23 protein-coding genes are annotated in these 22,708 nt (G+C 31.4%); 11 read left to right on the top strand and 12 right to left on the bottom strand.

Annotation, left to right across the window (positions count from 1 at the left end):
• Positions 1–8: 8 nt before the first annotated feature.
• Positions 9–938: an EamA family transporter gene (locus R6X41_RS06705; RefSeq protein WP_318498637.1), complete on the bottom strand. Its 930-nt coding sequence runs from the start codon at positions 936–938 to the stop codon at positions 9–11.
• Positions 939–1,200: 262 nt separating this feature from the next.
• On the opposite strand from R6X41_RS06705, the gene R6X41_RS06700 reads away from it, so the two are divergent.
• From R6X41_RS06700 to R6X41_RS06675, 6 genes are all read left to right on the top strand, one after another.
• Positions 1,201–2,289, top strand: a complete 1,089-nt coding sequence (locus tag R6X41_RS06700; RefSeq protein WP_318498635.1) for a sensor histidine kinase — start codon at positions 1,201–1,203, stop codon at positions 2,287–2,289.
• Positions 2,290–2,291: 2 nt separating this feature from the next.
• Complete coding sequence (locus R6X41_RS06695) at positions 2,292–3,617, top strand: sigma-54-dependent transcriptional regulator (protein WP_318498632.1); 1,326 nt, start codon at positions 2,292–2,294, stop codon at positions 3,615–3,617.
• 385 nt (positions 3,618–4,002) lie between these two features.
• Positions 4,003–5,298 (top strand): Glu/Leu/Phe/Val family dehydrogenase, encoded by a 1,296-nt coding sequence (locus tag R6X41_RS06690; RefSeq protein ID WP_318498630.1) that lies wholly within the window; start codon positions 4,003–4,005, stop codon positions 5,296–5,298.
• Positions 5,299–5,309: 11 nt separating this feature from the next.
• Positions 5,310–5,726 carry a GreA/GreB family elongation factor gene (locus R6X41_RS06685; protein ID WP_318498628.1) on the top strand — a complete coding sequence of 139 codons (417 nt, stop codon included), beginning with the start codon at positions 5,310–5,312 and terminating at the stop codon, positions 5,724–5,726.
• A gap of 5 nt (positions 5,727–5,731) precedes the next feature.
• Positions 5,732–6,085, top strand: a complete 354-nt coding sequence (locus tag R6X41_RS06680; protein ID WP_318498626.1) for a hypothetical protein — start codon at positions 5,732–5,734, stop codon at positions 6,083–6,085.
• An 11-nt stretch (positions 6,086–6,096) separates the two neighbouring features.
• The gene (locus R6X41_RS06675; RefSeq protein ID WP_318498624.1) at positions 6,097–6,504 is read left to right on the top strand and encodes a hypothetical protein; all 408 of its coding nucleotides are present in this window, start codon (positions 6,097–6,099) and stop codon (positions 6,502–6,504) included.
• A 2-nt stretch (positions 6,505–6,506) separates the two neighbouring features.
• Here R6X41_RS06675 and R6X41_RS06670 read toward each other — a convergent pair whose 3' ends face one another.
• The 7 genes from R6X41_RS06670 to R6X41_RS06640 all read right to left on the bottom strand — a co-directional run bounded on the left by R6X41_RS06670 (position 6,507) and on the right by R6X41_RS06640 (position 13,471).
• A complete protein-coding gene (locus tag R6X41_RS06670) occupies positions 6,507–7,379 on the bottom strand; it encodes a DMT family transporter (protein ID WP_318498622.1) in 873 nt (290 codons plus the stop codon).
• A 128-nt stretch (positions 7,380–7,507) separates the two neighbouring features.
• Complete coding sequence (locus R6X41_RS06665) at positions 7,508–8,632, bottom strand: MBL fold metallo-hydrolase (RefSeq protein WP_318498620.1); 1,125 nt, start codon at positions 8,630–8,632, stop codon at positions 7,508–7,510.
• A 56-nt stretch (positions 8,633–8,688) separates the two neighbouring features.
• Positions 8,689–9,261, bottom strand: coding sequence for a TetR/AcrR family transcriptional regulator (locus R6X41_RS06660; protein WP_318498618.1), 573 nt, complete (start codon positions 9,259–9,261; stop codon positions 8,689–8,691).
• Between the two features lie 99 nt (positions 9,262–9,360).
• On the bottom strand, positions 9,361–9,978 hold the full coding sequence (locus R6X41_RS06655; RefSeq protein WP_318498616.1) for a fumarylacetoacetate hydrolase family protein: 618 nt from the start codon (positions 9,976–9,978) through the stop codon (positions 9,361–9,363).
• A gap of 32 nt (positions 9,979–10,010) precedes the next feature.
• Positions 10,011–11,279, bottom strand: coding sequence for a DUF2130 domain-containing protein (locus R6X41_RS06650; RefSeq protein WP_318498614.1), 1,269 nt, complete (start codon positions 11,277–11,279; stop codon positions 10,011–10,013).
• 231 nt (positions 11,280–11,510) lie between these two features.
• Positions 11,511–12,362, bottom strand: coding sequence for a universal stress protein (locus R6X41_RS06645; protein WP_318498613.1), 852 nt, complete (start codon positions 12,360–12,362; stop codon positions 11,511–11,513).
• A 257-nt stretch (positions 12,363–12,619) separates the two neighbouring features.
• On the bottom strand, positions 12,620–13,471 hold the full coding sequence (locus tag R6X41_RS06640) for a universal stress protein (protein ID WP_318498611.1): 852 nt from the start codon (positions 13,469–13,471) through the stop codon (positions 12,620–12,622).
• Between the two features lie 188 nt (positions 13,472–13,659).
• On the opposite strand from R6X41_RS06640, the gene R6X41_RS06635 reads away from it, so the two are divergent.
• The 5 genes from R6X41_RS06635 to nhaA all read left to right on the top strand — a co-directional run bounded on the left by R6X41_RS06635 (position 13,660) and on the right by nhaA (position 19,556).
• Positions 13,660–14,358, top strand: coding sequence for a response regulator transcription factor (locus R6X41_RS06635; protein ID WP_318498610.1), 699 nt, complete (start codon positions 13,660–13,662; stop codon positions 14,356–14,358).
• Positions 14,348–15,736, top strand: a complete 1,389-nt coding sequence (locus R6X41_RS06630) for a sensor histidine kinase (RefSeq protein WP_318498608.1) — start codon at positions 14,348–14,350, stop codon at positions 15,734–15,736. Before R6X41_RS06635 ends, R6X41_RS06630 begins: the two co-directional genes overlap by 11 nt.
• 160 nt (positions 15,737–15,896) lie before the next feature.
• Positions 15,897–16,391, top strand: a complete 495-nt coding sequence (locus R6X41_RS06625; protein WP_318498606.1) for a hypothetical protein — start codon at positions 15,897–15,899, stop codon at positions 16,389–16,391.
• A 48-nt stretch (positions 16,392–16,439) separates the two neighbouring features.
• Positions 16,440–18,119 (top strand): SulP family inorganic anion transporter, encoded by a 1,680-nt coding sequence (locus R6X41_RS06620; RefSeq protein WP_318498604.1) that lies wholly within the window; start codon positions 16,440–16,442, stop codon positions 18,117–18,119.
• 93 nt (positions 18,120–18,212) lie between these two features.
• Positions 18,213–19,556 carry a Na+/H+ antiporter NhaA gene (nhaA, locus tag R6X41_RS06615; protein ID WP_318498602.1) on the top strand — a complete coding sequence of 448 codons (1,344 nt, stop codon included), beginning with the start codon at positions 18,213–18,215 and terminating at the stop codon, positions 19,554–19,556.
• 84 nt (positions 19,557–19,640) lie between these two features.
• Here the strand turns inward: nhaA and R6X41_RS06610 are convergent, their stop codons facing one another.
• From R6X41_RS06610 to arsB, 4 genes are all read right to left on the bottom strand, one after another.
• Positions 19,641–20,543 carry an agmatine deiminase family protein gene (locus R6X41_RS06610; RefSeq protein WP_318498600.1) on the bottom strand — a complete coding sequence of 301 codons (903 nt, stop codon included), beginning with the start codon at positions 20,541–20,543 and terminating at the stop codon, positions 19,641–19,643.
• Positions 20,530–20,682 (bottom strand): agmatine deiminase family protein, encoded by a 153-nt coding sequence (locus R6X41_RS06605; RefSeq protein ID WP_318498599.1) that lies wholly within the window; start codon positions 20,680–20,682, stop codon positions 20,530–20,532. The genes R6X41_RS06610 and R6X41_RS06605 overlap by 14 nt, the downstream gene beginning before the upstream one ends.
• A gap of 2 nt (positions 20,683–20,684) precedes the next feature.
• Positions 20,685–21,572, bottom strand: coding sequence for a carbon-nitrogen hydrolase (locus R6X41_RS06600; protein ID WP_318498597.1), 888 nt, complete (start codon positions 21,570–21,572; stop codon positions 20,685–20,687).
• Between the two features lie 69 nt (positions 21,573–21,641).
• Positions 21,642–22,706: an ACR3 family arsenite efflux transporter gene (gene arsB / locus R6X41_RS06595; protein ID WP_318498595.1), complete on the bottom strand. Its 1,065-nt coding sequence runs from the start codon at positions 22,704–22,706 to the stop codon at positions 21,642–21,644.
• Positions 22,707–22,708: the final 2 nt, after the last annotated feature.

Raw genomic sequence — 22,708 nt, 5'->3', positions numbered from 1 at the left:
ATCGATATTTAAATTTTCAGATTTCTTTTAAATCTTGAGAACATTACAACTTTTTTCTTGGAGTTAATAAAATATACTCCTGTTAGTAAAATACATCCGGCAACGATAGATTGTGTAGTAATGTTTTCGTCTAAAAAATACCAGCCTAACATAAGCGCAATAACAGGATTGACATAAGCAGATGTCGCGACTTTCTCTGTTGAGACTTCTTTTAGTAAAAAATTAAAGGCTGTAAATGCTACAATACTCCCAAATACAATAAGTAAAACCATAGCGATTTGAGCTTTTGGGCTCCATTGCAACGGACTCGTCCAAGTTTCGCCCAAAACTAAACTACCTAAAAGTAATAGTGTTCCAGCAGTTAACATTTGATATCCTGTAGTGACTAAAAAGTGAAAAGGCAAATTCGCTTTAGACACAAAAATACTGGCAAAACTTATTCCTAAAACACAACTAAATATAACGACTATTCCTATAGTACTTTCGGTTGTTAAATTTAAAGTATCTTGACTGATTAGTAAATACATACCAACTAATCCTAAACCTACTCCTATTAACGATTTTGGTTTTATTTTTTTCCCTTGTAATATGCGCATTAAGAAAATCACAAATAAAGGCTGAGTAGCCACAATTAAAGCAGCAAAACCACTATCTACATATTTTAGTGCCCATACAAAAATTCCATTTCCGTAAACTAAGAACAAAAATCCTGCAATAACACAATTTGTAAATTGCGCTTTTGTAATGCGCATTGGAAGTTTTAAAATCTTAGAAATAATCATGATTAAAGTTCCGGCACTTAAAAAACGAATAGCAGCTAATAAAAATGGAGCGACTTCTGTCACTACAATTTTATTCATTAAATATGTAGATCCCCAAATTACATAAATAGCGAAAAAAGAAAGTATGATTAAAATGCCTTTTTTAGGTTTAGCCATAATTTTAAACTTGAAATGATTTGTAAAATTGAGTAAACAATATTATGAAATAAAACCAAGCGAGAGTCAATAGTTCACTAAAAATGCAGTTAAAATTTACTATAATTTAATCGACTAATTTTTAGTTATTTGCAGTATTGGAATTATAAATAACAAGTCTTTACTTAATACAATTATTTTCATAAAAAACAGATCATTAAATCTTCAAGTAACTAAAATTAAGGTATAATATTTGTGTAAATTTATAGATTAATTAAAATTTATGAATTCTACTGAACGCGCATTAAAAGAACGTATTAAGGAATTAACCTGCCTTTATGAAGTTTCTTCAATAATAGTAAATGCCGATTATGAACAAGTTGAAGATATGTTTTCTGCTATTTCTTATTGTTTAAAGAAAGCATTTCAGCATCCTAAACACACAGAGATTTGTATTCAAAATAATTCGTTAACCGTTAAGACAGGGGAAATTGATAAAAATTCACCCAGTATTTATAGTCCAATTAAATTATTTAATGTTGAAAATGGGTTTATAAAAGCGAGTTATTCTTCAGAGAAATTAATTAAGAATTCATTCTTAGATGAAGAGCAAATGCTGCTTAATAATGTGGCTTTAAAACTGGGGAGTTTATTAGAGCGTTTTCAAATTATTAAAAATGAAGCCTCTTTAAAACGACAAATGGAACGTAACGATAGACTGAATATTCTTGGCGAAATTACTGCAGGAATCGCCCATGAATTAAATACTCCACTTGCCAATATTCTTGGTTTTGCTGAATTATTACAATCTAAAATAACAAATGCAGAAGAATTAAATGATTTGGATAAAATTTTAAACAGTGCCATTTATTCTCGTGAAGTTGTGAAAAAACTCATGTTTTTTGCTTGCGAAATGCCTCAGCAAATGACGATCGTAAACATAGTGCCTTTAATAAAAAACGCAGTGAGTTTACTCGAACCAAGTTTTAAAAAACAACAAGTAAAGTATATTGTAAAAATTGATAGTGAAGTTCTAAACCTTAAAGCAGATACGATTCAGCTGACTCAAATTATTTTCAATTTAATTATAAATGCCATATATTTTTCTAAACCTGACGATTTGGTTACCATTGAAGCTTTGGAAAATGCAAATGATATTTGTTTGAAAATTTCCGATCAGGGTCAAGGTGTTTCTAATCACGTTCTCGATAAAATTTTTCAACCCTTTTTTACCACAAAACCTGTAGGCGAAGGTTCTGGCTTAGGACTAAGTGTTGTTCACGGCATAGTTACAAGCCATAAAGGAACTATTATTGTAGAAAATAATCAGCCAAAAGGTGCTATTTTTATTGTTAAATTACCAAAATATTAAACATGTCTGTATTAAAAGAAAACATATTAATAGTCGATGACGATATTCATATTTTAGAATTATTACAGCGTCATTTGCAGTCTTTACATTATCATACTTTTAAAGCAATTTCTGTTCGGGAAGCAGTTACTATTTTAAAAGACACTAAAATTGATGTATTAATTACAGATCTAAAAATGCCTGAAATTGATGGGTTTGAGCTATTAAAATTTGCTTCAGAACATTATCCCAATATGGGTAAATTAGTAATAACAGGCTTTCCCTCTATTCAAGATTCTTTAGCTGCAATAAAATCTGGCGCTGTTGAATACCTGACTAAACCCTTCACAAAAAACGAATTAATTGAAGCTTTAAACAGAACGTTATTACAAAATAAAACACTTACTAAAACTCAAAATAATAAAAATCTAATCGATGGAAAATATGGCGAGATTATAGGACAATCTGAGGGAATAAGGCATGTTATTCAACTTATAGAGCGTGTAAAAAACAACAAAGCAACGGTGTTTATTTCTGGCGAAAGCGGAACAGGTAAAGAGCTAGTTGCACGGTCTATTCATTACCAAGGTCAGTTTTCTAGAGCACCTTTTATAGCTGTTAATTGTGGCGGAATTCCCGAAAATTTACTGGAAGCAGAATTATTCGGGTATGTTAAAGGTGCCTTTACTGGAGCAGATACAAACCGAAACGGATTCTTTCAAGCTGCAAACGGCGGTACAATTTTTTTAGACGAAATTGGTAATGCGCCCTTAGCCGTTCAATCGCGATTACTAAGAGTGCTTCAGGAAAAAGAAGTAATGAAAGTAGGCTCTCAAAAAGCAGAGAAAATGGATTTAAGAATTATTACCGCGACCAATAGTAATCTTAAAGACATGATTAAAAACAAGACCTTTCGAGAAGATTTGTATTACCGGTTAACTGTAGTCGAAATAGATGTTCCTCCGCTTAGAGCACGCACTGAAGACATACCGCTTTTGGTAGATAAATTTCTTTTAAAATACGGTCTAGAATATAAAGATCGATTTATAAAAATGGATCCCGCAGCACTTCCTATTTTAGAGCGTTATTCTTGGCCAGGAAATATTCGCGAATTAGAAAATATCCTACAACGTGCAATTATCTTAAGTGATAATATTGTTACCATTGCTTCGCTTCCTGAATCCTTAAAATACGACATAAAATTTTCGGAAGCAGACTTTATACCTCTTAAAGATATGGAAAAGCAATATATTTCTAAAGTGCTTCGCGCCTGTAATAACAACAAAACTAAAGCTTCTGAAATACTTCAAATAAACAGAAAAACATTGCGAGATAAACTGAAAGATTAATATTTAGATTCGAACATATTTTAACCATGCGGGTAATTTTGTACCATAATATAAAATAACTTCTTAAAATAAAATTTCATTAAATCCCTTTAAAACCGAGTGTTTTAAAGGGATTCTTTGTTTTTAAAAATGACTAATAATTGCATTGGCATAACACTTGCTTTTTTACACCATGTAAATAGAAATATATACTATGAAAACAACTGTATTGAATATTTGCCCAGACTGTGTCCATTTTAAAACATGCGTTTTAACTACACAGAAAGAGAAAGTATGGTCTTGTAGTGAATTTGAAAACGCTATTTTTTTAGACTTAGTAAACAGATCTAAATTAGAAATAAAAAACACAAATCAATTCTATTAATTTCAGTTTAAACAATTTAATATGATTACAAAAGAAATAAAATTACCAGTTAAGAAAAGCGAGACAGGTATGGTTGCAAACGTGCTAGAGCAGTTTAACAAAGCAGCCGACCATATTAATTTAAATCCGAATATTCGAAGAATATTAAACGTAACTAATAATGAGATTATCATACATTTTCCAGTAAAAATGGATAATGGAGATGTGGAGATTTTTACAGGATACCGTGTACAACACAATAATGCATTAGGCCCTTATAAAGGAGGTTTACGATACCATGAAACGGTAGATATAGATGCCGCGAAAGCATTAGCTATGTGGATGACTTGGAAAACATCTTTGGCTGGCTTGCCTTACGGTGGTGCAAAAGGTGGAATTAAAATCAATCCAAAATTATATTCTCAATCTGAATTAGAGCGTATAACACGTCGTTTTACCTATGCATTGGGAGACAATATTGGACCCGAACATGATATTCCTGCTCCAGATGTAAATACCAACGCACAAACTATGGCTTGGATTGCAGATACGTATATGTCTACAAAAGGTCCTTCAGAACGTTCTACTTATCAACATGTGGTTACAGGAAAACCCGTAGGGTCTGGTGGTATTGAAGGGCGAGACCGTTCTACTGGATATGGGGTGTTTTTAACCATTAAATTATGGGCAGAAAAACGCAATATTTCTCTTAAAGGAAAAACATTTATCGTTCAAGGTTTTGGAAATGTTGGGTATTGGGCGTCACATTTTATGGAGCAAGAAGGTGCTATTTTGGTTGGTGTTCAAGATGCTTTTGCGAGTATATATAAACCAGACGGTATTGAAGTTAAACAACTTCAAATACACGTGACTAATAATGAAGGAAGCGTTAATAATTTCGATAATTCTCACGCGATTGATAAAGACGATTTCTTCGGTTTAGAATGTGATATTATAATTCCAGCAGCATTAGGAAATCAAATTACAGAACAAAATGCCCATTTAATTAAAGCAAAACTTATTGCTGAAGGTGCAAACGGTCCCACAAATGTTGAAGGTGAAAAAATATTATTAGAAAATGGCATTGAAATTATCCCTGATATTCTATGCAATTCTGGAGGTGTTATTGGTAGTTATTTTGAATGGCTACAAAACAGAAACGGAGAACTTTGGCATATGGACGAAGTTATTTTAAAACTAGAAAAAGTATTAAAAGAATCCTTTAATAAGGTTTACGATTATGCTAATTCTGAAAATGTTGATATGCGAACTGCTGCATTTTGTTTGGCAATTCAGCGTATTGAAAAAGCTTACATACAACGTGGAATTTTCCCATAAAAAATATAAATATGAAATACGGACATTTAATCCTTGAAAAAAAAGAGTATGTGTTTTTAAAACGCATACTTAACCTTTCGGGGTATTCTAAAGATATAGAAACAAAAAAATCGTTACAAAAATTAAGTCATGAACTCCTTGATGCAGAAATCGTAGATCACGAGAAAATGCCTGAAGATGTGATTAGATTTAACAGTTTAGTTACGGTTGAACAAGGCGATTGGCAAAAAACAATTAAAGTTGTAATTCCACAAAACAAGGACTTTAAACAGGATAAAATTTCAATTCTTACACCTATGGGCTCTGCCCTGTTTGGCTACGCGATTGGTGATACTATAACTTGGGAATTCCCAAATGGTACTAAAGAATTAAAAATTATAGCCGTAGAACAAGAATATAGTTATAGAGGTTTGGACATTGTAATTTAATGCTTATGATTTTATATGATTTAGATATTGAAGTTGATTATACTCACCAGACTAGTACTGGTGAGTTAAATTATTGGATACAGCATTTAGAAGATATCGAAAAGGAATTAAAACGATTTTATTCTAAAAAGAAGTATGCTAAACATGCTTTAATTAAGAAAGCTGTGGTTCTAAAAACAAAAAGTAACAATTCAATTTTAGAAGCGCTTCAAAATTATAAAGAGTTTAGAGAATATTGGATGGGTTGTGATGGTTTACAAGGTGGTATGGCTTTTATTCATGAACATAAAAAGCATAAAAAAAACTATATACTTCATATTAAAGAATACCGAATATTTAAATCAAAACTAACAAAATAACAATAAACACAATGCTACAATCCAATCAAGTAAATACCCACATGCAATTTAAAGTAGATGAAAATAGACGTTTATTCATAAAGAAAGATATTCTTGAAATTTCTCAATGGACAGACGATTTAGAATATAAAAATACCGAAATAAATGAATTTAGTGTTTTAAATAGACAACTTGTTAAAAGTGAAAGAATTCAAAGTTTAATCCAAGATTTTAGACGAAGAAATACACTTGCAATGGGCGTATTATGCAGGTACGACCAAAGTTTACGTCAGGAATTAGAGTTTGGAAAAAATGAATATGATATACAACGTGCTAAACTTCACGAAAAAAAACGTGTAGAATATTTAACTCTTATAAAAGAATACAGAGCACTTAAAACAGATATTTACCAGCATTTAACGCAATTTCAACGTAAATAAAATTAAGCTTTCGCATTTTCAAGAGCTAATTTCTTAGTTTTTCTTTCTTTATAAATAATGTTAGTAATAAGCGAAACAATAATTAATAGAATACCAAATAGAGACGAAAAGGGATAAGATTCTCCGAAAATTATAATGCCTAGAATCATTGTAAAAATAACTTCCACATATTTTATAGGTGCCACTTGATTGGTTTGAGCATTCTGAAATGCTTTGGTCATTAACAACTGTCCAAAATATCCAAAAACACCAAGTAGCGCTAAAAACAACCATTGTATTCCAACAGGCATAATCCAATCTTTAATACAGAGTACGCCACCAACAATTGCAGAAATAACCATAAAATAATTAACTACAACAACCGGATGTTCCGACTTTCCTATTTTACTTATAATAATATATACCAGACCTCTAAACAATGCAGAAATAAGAATTAAAGTTAGTCCATAAGTATCTAAACTGGAATCGAATCCTTTTAAAATAACGACCCCTAAGAAAGCAAAAACAAAGAAAACCCATTGTAATGGAAATATTTTTTCTTTTAAAATTAATACCGCAAAAATAGCTGCAAAAATAGGTGCTAAATAACGTAAAGAAACGGCTGTTCCTATTGATAGATATTTGGTCGACATAAAAAACAAAGCCATTGATGTTAACCCTACAACACCTCTTAAAATTAACAACTTATTATTTTTCCCAACTAAAGGAATTTTATTTTTAAGTAAGTAACCAAAAGTAAAAAACAAGGATCCTATTGATCTAAAAAACACAATTTGAAACGCTCCGATATTGTCTAAATATTTTACTGCTCCGTTCATGCATGCAAAAGCTAACGTACTTAACAGCATTAATTTTATAGAATTCCTTAATTGCATTTCACCAATTCATTTAAATTCAGAATTACAACAATTCTTGAAAATTTGAAGTTGCAAAAATATACATTTATCAGAAGATTTATATCTTAAACGTCAACGATTTCAATTAAAGAATAAGAGATTCTTAATTATTTCCACCAATTATCTAGTGTATTATTACCATCATCAATTGTAATGAGTTCTCCAATTTTTGGAGTAATCATATTAACATTTAAAATTTGCGCAGCATTTTCAAGACGTTCTACAGGTTCATCCCATTCGTGCATAGCCAATTTAAAAGCGCCCCAATGTATTGGCATCATACGTTTTGCTTTCACATCTATTGCCGCTTGGGCAGTTTCTTCTGGATACATGTGAATCTCATGCCATAATGTATTGTACTGTCCGCACTCAATCATTGCAAAATCGAACGGTCCATATTTCTCACCGATATCTTTAAAATGAGGTCCATACCCACTGTCTCCACTAAAGAAAATATTTTCTTGTTCAGAATTTATAATCCATGAACTCCACAAGGTTTTACCTTTATCACTTAAGCCTCTTCCCGAGAAATGTTGAGCTGGTGTACACACAAATTTTAAATCGGTAAAAGTGATTTCCTCCCACCAATCCAATTCATGAATTTTATTTTTAGGTACACCCCAAGATTCTAAATGTGCACCAACTCCTAAGGGTGTATAAAAAGCACCAACTTTTTCTTTAAGTTTTGTAATACTCCCATAATCTAAATGATCGTAGTGGTCGTGAGAAATTAATACCGCATCAATATGTGGTAAATTATCTATATTTATTGGTAATCGATCACTAAATCGTTTTGATCCTAACATAGGATGCGGGGCCGGAACATCTCCAAACATCGGATCAATCAATATATTTTTTGAATTTATTTGAAGTAAAAAAGTAGAATGCCCAAACCAAAATAATCGAGTTTTCCCCGTATAATTCATTAAATCTGAAGGCTTGATTGTCTCCACTTGAAGCGGATGATCCGGAATGGTACCTTTTGGAGCATTGAAATATTGTACTAGACTTTTACCAAAATCTTTAAAACCCATTTTCAAATCTATATTCCCATTATTTATAAATTTACCATCTTTATAATGAGAGGTGAGTGCAAACTTTTTTTCTTGTTCTGCGGTTTGTTTTCCACCAAATTCAGGACTCATATTTAAAAATAAAAAAGTTCCTAATACTAATATTAGTAAACCTAAACCAAGTGTGATTACCATTTTTCTAATTAATTTTTTAAACATATTTATATTGGACTATCATGTTAATCGAATTTTAATTCGATTAATTCTTAAATTTTTTAATTCTTTATCGCATCCCAAGCTAATAAGAACATGGTATTTGTATCTTTTTCATTTAATTGTAACGTTTTAGAATCAATCAGTTTCACTGTTTCTGTCAAGAACGATCCTAATAAAGCTGATAAAATAGCATTATCTAGATCTTTAATTAATCCGTGCTGTTTTCCTTCATCTAACAAATCTAAAATAAAAGATGATTTCAAATTTCGTATGTCCTCTGGAATCATTTCAAAATAAGGTGATTGTTTCACTTGATTAATAAAACTCATTTCCTTGCGATTATTAATTCCAAAGTTGATATAAAACACCCATATAGCTTTAAATTTCAACTTATATGGTAAGTCTTGTTTCAACTGATTCTGACTAATATCTGTGATGCTTTTAAGTAAACCTGTGGCAATCGAACTTATTAAGTCGTCTTTACTTTTAAAATACACATATAACGTAGAAGGTGAAATATCTACCTTTTTTGCAATATGTGCCATTTTAACGCCAGTAAAACCTTTAGTGTAAACTATGGCAATGGTTTCGTTAATAATGGCTTCTCTTTTTAATTCGTCTTTCTGTTTCACAATACAAAGTTATAAATTTAATCGAATAAATATTCGTTTATTATAAAATAAAAAACTCGAAACATTAATCTCGAGTTTTAAATCTATTTGGATTAATTACTAAACCATCTTAAAGTCTAGTAACAACTCTCCTTCTATTGATGCTTGTAATTGATCGCCTTTATGAATTTGACCTGTACCGTAAGCTGGAGTTCCTGTGAAAATTAAATCTCCTGTTTCTAAAGTAAAATACTTAGAAACAAATGCAATAATTTCTTCGAAATTATAAATAATTAAACTTGTATTTCCTTCTTGAACTGTTTTACCATTAATTTTTAAATCGAAATTAATATTTGTTAAATCAGAAAAATTTGAAATTGCTTTTACTGGCGAAATTGGAGCAGCACCATCAAAACCTTTAGCCAAATCCCAAGGGCCTTTTCCTTCTCTTACATCGTTTAAAACATCTTTAGCTGTATAATCAATACCAACTGCAATTCCAGAAATATAAGATACCGCTTCTGCTTCGGCTATATTTTTACCAGTTTTTCCAATTTCTATAACTAATTCTACTTCGTAAGCTAAGTTTTCTGTAAAAGACGGGTATTCTACGTCTTTATTATCTTTAGATAAACTTGATTCTGGTTTAGAGAAAATAAGTTGTTTTCCGTTTTTTGCTGTGGTTTTTAATTCTTCAGCATTAAGAACATAATTTTTACCAATTGCTAGTATTTTCATGAGTTTGTATATTTAAAATAATGTTTTCTATATTAATTTAATAAGTTGTCTTCTTCATCTTCTCCAGGAAGTTCTAGTGCTTTTACAGATTGGATCGCGTTTCCTGCAATACCTTTTATAGAGCCATACATATCTATAGTATTGGTCACTACTTTTTCAATTTGTTTTTCACGTTGTTTCCAAATCCTTTGCATAGAACGTTTTTCGCTATCCAGATCTGTTTTCATTTGTGTAAAACCTTCTACAATAGCTTCAATTTGCATTCTAAACGTTGTGCTGGTTAAGTAATCGTAGAGCAAATCCATTTTATCGCCTTTATTATCTTGGGCAACCATAGCGCGATTAAGCTGAATTATTGATTCTCGAAGCACAGCACAAAGGCCTTTAAACTCATCGTAATTACAAATCCAAATACCATCGCGCAATCCTAAACGATCCATGCCAGAAGGCATAACTTCAGTAACTAACACACCAATATTTGCACCTCGATCACGGATATCTGCTTTGAATTTTTCAATCCAACTGGGCTGAAAATCTTTTGTCCGTTTACTTTCGTAATAAATAGAACCACAATTCTGATCTGTTCGGGTGTGCACAATCTGAATACAATCGCCACCACGAGCTCCTTTTTTAATTTCTTCAATGGTGTCTAGCGGAAATTTTGCTGCCAACCACTCTTCTATGGCTAATTCTTGGGCTTCGCCTTGAAGCTGCATTGAACCTTGCTCCTGCTTGCGCTTCATTTCTTCGGTAAGTCTCTTTTGTGCTTCAAGCTGCATTTGCATTTCTTTAAAACGCAACTCATTTTTATCTTCTTCGGCTTTCCTTATTTTCTCCTTTTCGGTTAATAAGGTTTCGCTTAATTGTTTTTGCGCATCGGCTTCAGCCTGAGCTTTTAATTCGCCTTTTTCTCGTTTTAGCTTTTCAATTTCAGCTTTAGAGCGATTTAATTCTTTTACTTGTTCAGATTTTTCATTTAATTCCGCTTGTAATGCCTTAAACTGTTCAGATTGCTCTTCGGTTATTTTATGTTTGACTCGTATCTCTATTTGACGTTTTTCTTCCTTTAAGGCAGACTCTAAACGGTTTTGAAATAATTCGTTTTCTTTTTTCTTTTTCTCTTCGAATGCAGAACGTTCTATACTTAATTGCTCTTGGCTGGCATCGAAACGTTTTTTCTCTTGGGCTAATTGCGCTTGATACTTTAGTTTGATTTCATCTTCTAACTGATGCGATAATATATCTTGTACATCGATAGTAGTACCACAATTGGGACACTTAATTTGTGATTCTTGTTTCATTTATACATTTATATTATGGAGTAGATTCTATTTCGTTTTTCTAAAAAAACAATGTGTTTTCTTGTTTAAAAAACGTTTCAAATATAATTAAATTATAACGTTTTCATCGTAGAGATACAAGCTGTTTTTTTATTAATTATGATTTATTATATCATAATAACTTAGATTTAAGAAATCCAGACTCAGTTAAAATTGAGGTTCTAAATGTCTGAAACAAATCTACTTTGATTATTAAAAATTTTTAATACTTAAAATCAATAATGGTACATTAGAATGGTTACTAATAGACTTACTGTAAGAATGATTAAGGATACGTTTTAAGAAATCTTGCTCTTTAGCCACAACACATAGCATGTCAAGTTTTCTACTTTCAACAAAGGCGTGAACACCTGAAGAGACTCCAATATCTGTAAGTGTAAAAAATTCTGTAGGAACCTCTTTTAGAATTATTTTTAAATGTTCTAAGCTTTCAGTTTGTCCAGTTGTTAACAGGTTATTACGATCCATGATATGCAAAACAGATAGTTTTGAGCTGTTAGATATTGCCAAACTCAACAATGGTTTTAAGCCGTGTTCTGTAAACGAAATATCGTAATCTGTAGATAAACCAATTTCTTTAATGTGTTTAAATCCTTTACTTTTAGGAATAGCAATTATTGGGCATTTTACTAGGCCTATTAACGATGCTGTATTGCTTCCTAATGTCATTTCTTTAAAAGCACTCGCCCCTTTTGTACCCATAACAATACAATCTATGTTAAGCGCTTTAACCAAAGTTTCTACAGCTGTAGAAAACATTTCGTACTTAGATAAACTTTCATAAGTATGCTTAGGATTATTATAAATCGTGTTTATCTTGCTTAACACCTCTTTTAAGCCTTCTTTACTATTTTCAGCTTGTGCATGGTAAATTGCTTCTCTAGCTTTGGATGAAGTAATTCCTGTATATGGCCCAGAAGAAAGCTGATAATACACATTAAATATGTAAAACGTACACACTTCATCCTTATATAAATTAAGAGCATATTCCATTGCATTCCATGCGTTTTTAGAAAAATCTGTAGGTAAAAGTATATTTTTCATAATGTTGAATTTCTTAATTAAAGTTAGTGCATTTGGCTTCTCTAAACAAAGATTTTAGAGACAATTTAAGGCCCTAAATTTAGCCTTTAAAAGGATGTAATATTTTATCGTGCACGAAATACATGATGTATTTAAATCTAGTTTAATCTTTACGAATAGCATTTATAAACAAAAAAAGGTAGCAATATAACATCACTACCTTTAATATTTTAATTATGTAATCTTATTAAGCACGTCATTGCTTATAACATGGTCACTTAAAAATTTTTAATATTTAAAATCAATAATGGAACGTTAGACTTATTGCTTATTGATTTGGTATACGATTGATTTAATAAACGTTTTAAAAAGTCTTGTTCTCTAGCTATAACACACAATAAATCTAATTTTCTACTTTGTACAAATGCACGAACCCCAGAAATAACGCCAATATCTGTAAGCGTAAAATAATTTGCAGAATAATCTTTTAAAACAGATTTCAAAATTTCAGATTTCTCTTCTTGTTGTTCCGTTAATGTCTTAATCCGATCCATAATATGAAATACAGAAATTAATGATCCGTTATTATTTGCAATATCTAAAAGCGGACTCAATCCTTTTTCTGTAAACGTAATATCATAATCTGTTGAAACACCTATATCTTGAATCGCTTTAAATTGAGCATGTTTAGGAATTGCTATTATTGGACAATCTACCACACCTATTAAACCTGATGTGTTACTTCCAACAGTGATTTCCTTTATTGCACCAGCACCTTTGGTACCCATAACAATACAATCAATTTCATAATCTGTCACCACTCTTTTTATAGCTTCTGGAAATATTTTATAAATAGATAAACATTTAAATTTGTGATTAGTATTTGAATATTTGTTCTTTATTTTATCTAAAACGTCTCGTAATCCTAGTTTACTATTCTCATCTTGAGCTTTAAATATAGACTCTTTGGCCATAGCCGAAGTAACTCCCATGTATGAACCTGAATCAGGCTGATCAAAAGAATGTAAAATATAAAAAGAACATGTTTCATTCTTAAAAAGCTGCAATGCGTATTCTACTGCATTCCAGGCATTTTCAGAAAAATCTGTAGGTAAAAGTATATTTTTCATGTTATTAATTTTCTTATTTAAAGTTAGTGCATTTAGACTATTAAAACAATGATTTAACTTATATTTTAAGTAACTATTTCTGAAATTAAAACACAGAATTTAGAATCTAATTTATTTTAAACAATTTTTAATATAAATTGCAATTCAAGCAACGTACATTTACTAATTACAAGCAGAATTTCTATTACATGATACAAAACATACTTATTGTTGAAGATGAATACAACGTCGCTACTTTTGTAAAAAAAGGGTTAGAAGAAGTCGGATACAATGCATTTATTGCTTATGATGGAGAAACCTGTATCGAACTTTTACTTCAAAAAGACATCGATTTAATTTTGTTAGATGTGATTTTACCTGGTATGAATGGTTTCGAGATTGCAGCGAAAATAAAAAACTTAGGTTATGCTTCTATCCCTATTATATTTTTATCTGCTTTAGGAAGCACCGATAATATTGTAAAAGGACTTGATGCTGGTGCAGACGATTATTTAACTAAACCTTTTAAATTTAAAGAGCTCTTAGCCAGAATTCGTGCGGTTGCCCGTCGTAAAAACAGTGATGTTCCTAATAATTCACTATTAAAAATATCAGATTTAGAATTGAATAACGACACCAAAATTGTTAAGCGTAATAATATTGAGATAAAACTAACCTCTACAGAGTTTCGGTTGTTAGAATACCTTCTTAAGAACAAGAATAAAGTTTTATCGAGAATCGATATTTTAGAACATGTTTGGGATATTAATTTTAATATGGGAACTAATGTTGTAGATGTTTATGTAAATTATTTGCGAAATAAAATTGATAAAAAATTTACACCTAAATTAATTCAAACAGTAGTTGGTATGGGGTATATTTTAAAAGATTCGGAAAATGAAAATTAAAAATAAAATAACCCTCATTTTTGTATTACTTGTAGCCAGCATGCAATTGGTAATTTTTTCTATTATTTACGTATCTGCTGCAGATTATAGAACTGAAGAGTTTTTTGATAAACTAAAAAAACGAACCTTAATTGCTGAACAATCTTACTTTGAAGAGGATGCTTTAAGTTCCGAAATTTATGAAGAACTAAGACGGAAACACCTACAAACACTTCCAAACGAAAAAGAATTTATTTTCCCAGCAAATACACCTATAGACAAAATTATTTCTGAAATAAAGGTCGATGTCCCTAAAAAATTTCATTCAGATTTAATGAGTCAAAATTACGCACAAGCTAAAGTTGGTAATTCTTTTTTCTCCGGAATAAATTACACAGACCACAATATCTCTCACCTCATTATATTAACTGCAAACGACGACGACGGCGTAAACGAACTATCGAACATAAGAAATCTATTAATATTTTTATTCCTTTTAAATATATTCGTGTTATTTTTATTAGGCCGGTTTTTTGCAAAACGTGCATTAGATCCGCTTGCCAAAATAATTGAAAAAGTAAACACCATTCGCGTTACCAATTTGCACGAACGCTTACATACCACAAATAACAAAGACGAACTTGGACAATTAACGAATACTTTTAATGGGATGTTAGACCGATTAGAAACGTCGTTCGAGATACAAAGTAATTTTATAAATAACGCTTCTCACGAGTTAAAAAATCCGTTGACAGCCATATTAGGACAGACAGAAATCGCTTTACTGAAAGAGCGATCTCCTAATGAATATCAAAAAGTTCTAGAAGGTGTAGAAACTGAAGCTTTACGTTTAGACGCTTTAATTAACAGTCTTCTAAAATTTGCCCAAACCGAAAACGACGATAAAGGATTACTCATCACTCCTATTCGTCTGGACGAATTAATATTAGAAGTTAAAGGGAATATTGATTTAATAAACCCAAAAAACCAGATAGAAATTGACTTTAACGACTTTCCTGAAAACCCAGATTTATTAGTTATTGAAGGTAATTATGGGTTAATAAATATTGCTCTTAATAACGTATTAGATAATGCTTCAAAATTTTCTGATAACAATAAAGTAATAGTAAAAATTGTTGCAAATAATTCAGCCATTAAAATTGTTGTGACCGACCAAGGCGTTGGAATTCCTCCAAATGAAATTAAAAATATTTATCAGCCTTTCTATCGTGCAGCAAATGTTAGAAATGTAAAAGGTTACGGATTTGGATTGCCGCTTACTTATAAAATAATGAAATTACATAGCGGAACCATAGAAGTGTTTTCTGAACACAAGAAAGGAACCATCGTTACATTAATTTTCCCTAATAAATATCAAGAATTTTCAATTTCTAGGTAGCAGAAACACTAATATTACACATCTACCTACAATAATTACACTTCAAAATATTGATTTTAAACACATTAAGATGTGTTGTAAATTCTAATCTCATTCTAATCTCATTCTTATATGGCTCTAATACCATGATGGTATGTTTGCCACAATATAATTAGAGAGCATGAAGACAGTACTTATTCCAACTGATTTTAGTGAAAATTCTTTACAGCTTATTAAAAATGCTGTACTCCATTACCCAAACGAAACAATTAAACTTGTTTTAGCTTCAGGTTATAGGATGTCTATAAACGCTTTTAACCAATCAAGTAATTCAAGACCAAAATTAATTAAAAGTCTTGCGAATAAACAGTTTTATAAAACACTATCAGGATTAATCTTAGATCACAAAAATAAGATTTCTAATGTAAAAATTGAATTGTACACAGGAAATACAAATGACGCTTTTAAAGATTTTCTAATAACAAATAATATCGACGAATCTCTAATTCCAAATAATAATTTAAGTCAGTTTCCAAACAAAAAATGTTTTGACCTAACTGGTTTAATAGGTGATTTTTCTCAAAAAGTAGAGCGTGTAGCCTATCAAGAAGAAGAGCAAATACAGCCAACACGTTATTGGTTTTTCAATTTAAGAGCACAATTAAGTTTTAAATAATTAACCCACATATATAATAATCAACTTCAAAATTAAAAGAAATATAATATGAAAAATTTAAGTACAAAATATTTAAAATCCGATTTAAAGGCCGGTCTAGTCGTCTTTTTGGTAGCACTTCCGTTGTGTTTAGGAATTGCACTTGCCAGTGGAGCGCCATTATTTTCTGGTATTATCTCTGGTGTTATTGGAGGTATTGTAATTGGATACTTTAGTGGATCTAATTTAAGTGTGTCAGGTCCAGCTGCAGGACTTACTGCTATTGTATTAACTGCAATTGCAACTTTAGGATCTTGGGAAGCCTTTTTATTAGCAGGTTTAATTGCTGGTGTATTTCAATTGATTTTAGGATTTTTAAAAGCTGGAATTATTTCAAACTATTTACCTTCAAATGTTATTGAAGGGATGTTAGCTGCTATTGGAATTATTATCATTCTAACACAATTACCTCATGCCGTAGGTTTTGATGTTATTAACGAAGGTGACTTCTTTCATATTAATAAAGAAGGAAAACACGATATGTTCACTACTTTAATCGACAGTATTAATTATATGCATCTAGGTGCTATTATTGTAGTGCTAGTCTCTTTAGGTATTATAATTGCTTTTAACAAAGTACCTGCATTAAAGAAAATAAAATCTATACCGAGCTCTTTAGTAGCTGTTGTTGCAGGTGTTGCCATTAATGAAATATTTATTGCAACAGGTTCTCCTTTGGCAATTACTTCTTCTCACTTGGTAAGCTTACCAGTACCAGAATCTTTTGAAGCTTTTAAATCTCAATTTAGTCTTCCAGATTTCTCACAAATTGGAAACCCTAATATATGGATCGTTGCTTTAACAATTACTGCTGTAGCAAGTATTGAAACTTTATTATGCATTGAAGCTGCTGATAAATTAGATCCTTTAAAAAGATATTCTAACACTAATACTGAACTAAAAGCTCAAGGAATTGGAAACATCTTAAGTAGTTTAATTGGTGGTTTACCAATGACATCTGTTATTGTACGTTCTTCTGCAAACGTAAATTCTGGTGGACGTACTAAGTTATCTGCTATTTTTCACGGTATCTTTTTACTAGTAGCCGTGTTAGCAATACCAACTATCCTAAACAAAATACCATTAGCGTCTTTAGCAGCTGTATTAATCGCTGTAGGATTTAAATTAGCAAGTCCTAAAGTATTTATCCATATGTGGGAAAATAGTAAAAAATTCCAGTTCATTCCTTTTGTTGTAACTGTAATTGCAGTTGTATTTACAGACTTACTTAAAGGTGTAGGAATTGGTATGGCAGTTAGTGTATTCTTTATCTTAAGAGGTAATTTAAAGTTAGCATATTTCTTTAAAAGAGAAAACCACACAACAGGAAATAAGATACAAATGGAGCTCGCTCAAGAGGTTTCTTTCTTGAATAAAGCAGCAATCAAACAAACGTTTGCACACTTACCTTCTGACAGCACCATCATCATAGATGCCTCTAACACAGTATATATAGATCACGATGTGCTACACTTAATAAAAGACTTTGTAGAATATGGTTGTAAGGACAAAAATATTAATGTATCTTTGATAGGATTTAGAAAAGAATATAAAATTGAAAATTCCGTAAATCACGTAAAGACTATTATATCCGATAACGAGGAAAAAGTTGCTTTACATGAAACTGATGAAGGTTTAAAAATACCTTCAAATGTTTTAAAGGTGAAGGAATTGCCTAAAGCTGGATAATGTTTTAAACACACATAATATAAAAAGTCTACAATTATCAAATTTGATAATTGTAGACTTTTTATTTTTATATACATTTATTTAAAGATACCTATGAAACAAAAGTTAGATCATTACTTTGTAAGACCTATTACAAAATTTGTCCAAGTAGAAAGTTTTGGAGGAATCCTTCTCTTCTCTGCGGCAGTAATCGCCCTACTTTGGGCCAATTCACCATTTTCAGATTCTTACCTCACACTTTGGAATTACGAGCTAGGTTTTGAAATAGGAAATTTCTCTATTTCAAAAAACCTACTGCATTGGATTAATGATGGATTAATGGTTATTTTCTTCTTTTTAATAGGATTGGAGATTAAACGTGAAATTCTTATAGGTGAATTAAATACCTTAAAAAAAGCTTCTCTACCCATTTTTGCTGCTTTAGGTGGTGTTTTTGTTCCTATTGGAATTTACTTAGCATTAAATACAAATCCAGAAACTCATGCTGGTTGGGGAATACCAATGGCAACCGACATCGCTTTTTCTTTAGCAATAATTCAATTATTAGGAAAGCGTGTCCCCTTAGCACTAAAAATATTTTTAACAGCATTTGCTATTGTCGATGATTTAGTTGCCGTTTTAGCTATAGCCGTTTTTTACAGTAACAATATAGATTGGGCTTTAATATTATACTCTTTCTTACCGTTAGCTATTTTATTTATACTTGGTTGGAAAGGTATTTATCACAAAGTAATCTACTTTTCATTAGCTATTATAATTTGGTTTTTATTCTTAAAATCTGGAATTCACCCTACAATCGCAGGGATACTAATAGCATTAACAATTCCTATTCAACGAAAATCGGAATTATCTATTGATATGCAACAGCTTGAATCAATAACCACACGGTTACTTCAGAAAAGAACCTCTAACAGTCCTATTTTAACACATACTCAGATTAATTTAATTGATGATCTTCAAGCTTGGACTAGTCGAGTACAATCACCATTACAACATTTAGAACATATATTCCACGGATGGGTAGCTTATTTTATTATGCCAATTTTTGCTTTGGCAAATGCAGGAATAGTTTTCGGTGCCTCAGATAATTTAGATTTTGATTTAGCATCTCATATAGCTATTGCCTTAATTATTGGAAAATGTATTGGAGTTGTTGCCTTCTCTTATTTGGCTGTAAAATTAGGATTGGCTGCTTTCCCTGATAAAGTTAAATTTAAACATATATTGGGTACTGGTTTTTTAGCTGGTGTTGGATTTACAATGTCCATTTTCGTATCTAATTTAGCTTTCCATGGTAGTTTACTTTACCAAGATTCCTCTAAAGTTGGTATTTTAATAGGATCTTCTATTGCTGGTTTAATTGGTTATTTTGTTCTAAAATCAATAAAACCACAAACTGGTGAAATTCTTTTAAGTGATGAGGAAGAAGAGGAATAACAAACCTCTTATTATGTCATATATATAAAACAAAAAAGCGACCTCAAATGAGGTCGCTTTTTTATTAAAGTATTTTAAGACGATTTAAGCAGGTATTTGCTGACTTAAGCAATGTAGTGTCCCAAAGCCCCAGATAAGATCTATAGCACTCATGCCGATCACTTCTCGATCAGGAAAACAATTTGCTATAATGTTTAAAGCTATACGATCGTTGCTATCGTTAAATGTAGGAACTAAAACGGTTTTATTTAAAATTAGGAAGTTAGCATAACTTGCTGGAATTTGCATACCATCAAAAAACAAAGGTTTAGGCATAGGTAACGTTACAATGTTTGGCGTATTCCCATTTTCTAACTTAGAGGTCTGTAAACGTTTTAAATTGTCTTGTAACGCATTATAATTTCCATCTTCAGGATTAAATTCTACTACGGTAATTATCGTGTCTTCATTTACAAAACGACATAAATCATCAATATGTCCGTGAGTATCGTCTCCAACAATACCATCGCCTAACCAAATTACATTCGTTATTCCTAAATATTCTTTAAAAATAGCTTCGTAATCTGCTTTTGAAAAATTAGCATTTCTAACCTGTATAGATGGGTGTAATAAACATTCTTCTGAAGTTAATAGCGTACCTTTTCCATTAGAATCAATAGCGCCACCTTCCAAAACAACAGGTTTTCCATTATACATAACTTGTATTAAAGTTGCTTTTAAAACTTCTGAAACAACTTTTGGAACACCGCGATCTAATTTATGATTCGGATATTTAGCCCAACCATTAAAATTGAAATTCAACGCCAAGCGCTCCCCTCTTTTTTTAACGATAATCGGACCAGAATCACGCATCCAACTTCTATTTGTTTTATGAACAATATAGTTTATGTTCAAAGCATTAACATGTGCCATTTCAAGCATCTCATTAACTTTTTCTTGTTGAGAATTACTTTCAACTACTAAGAAAACTTTCTCAACTTGAGCCACTTTTTTTTATGAATTCAACAAACGCCCATTGTATCGCTTGGTACTTACCTGGCCAATCGTTTCCGTTGTAGGGAAAACATAACAACACCCCTTCTTGTCTTTCCCATTCTGCTGGAAATCTAATTTCTTCTGAAGTCATAGTTAGTCTATTGCACGTTTTGTAATATCACCAAAAGCATCGATACGACGATCTCTAAAAAACGGCCAATTCTGACGTACATTTTCTTGTAAATCTAAATCTACTTCAGCAATTAAAATCTCTTCTTTATCGTGAGATGCTTGTGCTAAAATTTCGCCTTGAGGTCCTGCGATAAATGAAGATCCCCAAAATTGAATTCCTGCTGTATTTGGTAAATATTGCTCTAAACCAATACGGTTTGCAGCGGCAACAAACACACCATTAGCCACAGCATGACCTTTCATAACATTCATCCAAGCACCATGCTGATTTTCGCCAAACTCTTCTTTTTCTTGAGGATGCCAACCAATAGCAGTTGGATAAAATAAAACTTCAGCTCCCTTTAAAGCCGTAATACGTGCAGCTTCAGGATACCATTGGTCCCAACAAATTAAAGTCCCAACTTTCCCTTTTTTAGTTTGAATGGCTTGAAAACCTAAATCACCTGGTGTGAAATAGAATTTTTCGTAGAAATGAGGATCATCTGGAATATGCATTTTACGATATAAACCTGCCTCAGTTCCATCTGCATCAATAATATAAGCGCTATTATGATAAATTCCTGCCATACGTTTTTCAAAAAATGGCACGATAATAACAACACCTAATTCTTTTGCTAATGTACTAAATGCGATAAATGATGTACTATATAAAGGCTCTGCATGTGTAAAATTATCGACATCTTCACTTTGGCAGAAATAATGACTGCTGTACAATTCAGGTAAAAGAATTACTTCTGCTCCTTGATTTGCAGCGTCTCTAACCCAACTTAAACACTTTTTTAAATTATTTTCGGCAACGTCATTCAGGTTTAATTGAATGACGGCTATTTTATATTTTTTTGCTGACATAACTATTATAATTATACTGTAAAAGTAATTATTTTTATAAAAGTTAAATGATAAAGATTTTATAAATAATTATGAATTTACTTTTACAGTATCTGAACCATTAAAATATTTTTTTCTCAACCAAAAGGAAACTCTTACCAATAAAATTAAGGCAGGAACCTCTACCAAAGGCCCAATCACTCCTGTAAATGCCTGTCCTGAATTTAATCCAAAAACTGCAATGGCAACCGCAATCGCTAATTCAAAATTATTTCCTGCTGCAGTAAACGCAATTGCAGCCGTCTTATCGTAGGTTGCTCCTGCTGCTTTACTAATAAAGAAACCAATGATAAACATTAATGCAAAGTAGATTAACATTGGCACTGTAATAAGTACTACGTCCATCGGAATTTCAACAATCATCTCCCCTTTTAATGAAAACATGACTACAATGGTAAACAATAAAGCGACAAGCGTTAAAGGTGAAATTGTCGGTATAAATTTAGTATTATACCAAGTCTCTCCTTTTAATTTCACTAAAAAATAGCGACTTAAGAAACCTAAAAGAAATGGAATCCCTAAATAGATGGCTACACTTTCAGCAATAGTCGCAATGGAAATATCTACAATAGCACCTTCAAAACCAAAAAATGGTGGCAATACAGTAATAAATATCCAAGCGTAAAAGCTATATCCAAACACCTGAAAGATACTGTTTAAAGCGACTAAACCTGCGCCGTATTCACTACTTCCTTCCGCTAAATCATTCCACACTAAAACCATCGCGATACATCTTGCAAGTCCGATTAATATTAAACCTACCATATATTCTGGATAGTCTCTTAAAAACGTAATTGCTAAAAAGAACATTAAAAACGGACCAATAATCCAGTTTAAAACTAATGAAATCGACAAGACTTTTACATCTTTAAATACTTTTGGTAAAAGTGCATAATTCACTTTAGCTAAAGGCGGATACATCATTAATATTAATCCTATGGCGATTGGAATATTTGTAGTGCCCTGACTATAGGAATTTATTACATTTGGAATTTTCGGGAAAAAATTTCCTAAACCTACACCAATTAACATGGCAAGGAAAATCCATAATGTTAGGTAATTATCTAAAAGACTTAATTTTTTCATTCCTGCCATGA

The sequence above is a fragment of the Formosa sejongensis genome, from assembly GCF_033447105.1.
Classification (GTDB): domain Bacteria; phylum Bacteroidota; class Bacteroidia; order Flavobacteriales; family Flavobacteriaceae; genus Formosa.
This window is presented reverse-complemented; position numbering and strand designations above follow the sequence as displayed.

Bases quoted from the DNA above. Each gene is read 5' to 3' on its own strand.
- R6X41_RS06650 (WP_318498614.1), bottom strand. From the start codon at position 11,279: ATGAAACAAGAATCACAAATTAAGTGTCCCAATTGTGGTACTACTATC.
- R6X41_RS06620 (WP_318498604.1), top strand. From the start codon at position 16,440: ATGAAAAATTTAAGTACAAAATATTTAAAATCCGATTTAAAGGCCGGT.
- R6X41_RS06655 (WP_318498616.1), bottom strand. From the start codon at position 9,978: ATGAAAATACTAGCAATTGGTAAAAATTATGTTCTTAATGCTGAAGAA.
- R6X41_RS06600 (WP_318498597.1), bottom strand. From the start codon at position 21,572: ATGTCAGCAAAAAAATATAAAATAGCCGTCATTCAATTAAACCTGAAT.
- R6X41_RS06625 (WP_318498606.1), top strand. From the start codon at position 15,897: ATGAAGACAGTACTTATTCCAACTGATTTTAGTGAAAATTCTTTACAG.
- R6X41_RS06695 (WP_318498632.1), top strand. From the start codon at position 2,292: ATGTCTGTATTAAAAGAAAACATATTAATAGTCGATGACGATATTCAT.
- R6X41_RS06640 (WP_318498611.1), bottom strand. From the start codon at position 13,471: ATGAAAAATATACTTTTACCTACAGATTTTTCTGAAAATGCCTGGAAT.
- R6X41_RS06605 (WP_318498599.1), bottom strand. From the start codon at position 20,682: ATGACTTCAGAAGAAATTAGATTTCCAGCAGAATGGGAAAGACAAGAA.
- R6X41_RS06645 (WP_318498613.1), bottom strand. From the start codon at position 12,362: ATGAAAAATATACTTTTACCTACAGATTTTTCTAAAAACGCATGGAAT.
- R6X41_RS06665 (WP_318498620.1), bottom strand. From the start codon at position 8,632: ATGTTTAAAAAATTAATTAGAAAAATGGTAATCACACTTGGTTTAGGT.
- R6X41_RS06680 (WP_318498626.1), top strand. From the start codon at position 5,732: ATGATTTTATATGATTTAGATATTGAAGTTGATTATACTCACCAGACT.
- arsB (WP_318498595.1), bottom strand. From the start codon at position 22,706: ATGGCAGGAATGAAAAAATTAAGTCTTTTAGATAATTACCTAACATTA.
- R6X41_RS06685 (WP_318498628.1), top strand. From the start codon at position 5,310: ATGAAATACGGACATTTAATCCTTGAAAAAAAAGAGTATGTGTTTTTA.
- R6X41_RS06635 (WP_318498610.1), top strand. From the start codon at position 13,660: ATGATACAAAACATACTTATTGTTGAAGATGAATACAACGTCGCTACT.
- R6X41_RS06700 (WP_318498635.1), top strand. From the start codon at position 1,201: ATGAATTCTACTGAACGCGCATTAAAAGAACGTATTAAGGAATTAACC.
- nhaA (WP_318498602.1), top strand. From the start codon at position 18,213: ATGAAACAAAAGTTAGATCATTACTTTGTAAGACCTATTACAAAATTT.
- R6X41_RS06670 (WP_318498622.1), bottom strand. From the start codon at position 7,379: ATGCAATTAAGGAATTCTATAAAATTAATGCTGTTAAGTACGTTAGCT.
- R6X41_RS06630 (WP_318498608.1), top strand. From the start codon at position 14,348: ATGAAAATTAAAAATAAAATAACCCTCATTTTTGTATTACTTGTAGCC.
- R6X41_RS06690 (WP_318498630.1), top strand. From the start codon at position 4,003: ATGATTACAAAAGAAATAAAATTACCAGTTAAGAAAAGCGAGACAGGT.
- R6X41_RS06705 (WP_318498637.1), bottom strand. From the start codon at position 938: ATGGCTAAACCTAAAAAAGGCATTTTAATCATACTTTCTTTTTTCGCT.
- R6X41_RS06675 (WP_318498624.1), top strand. From the start codon at position 6,097: ATGCTACAATCCAATCAAGTAAATACCCACATGCAATTTAAAGTAGAT.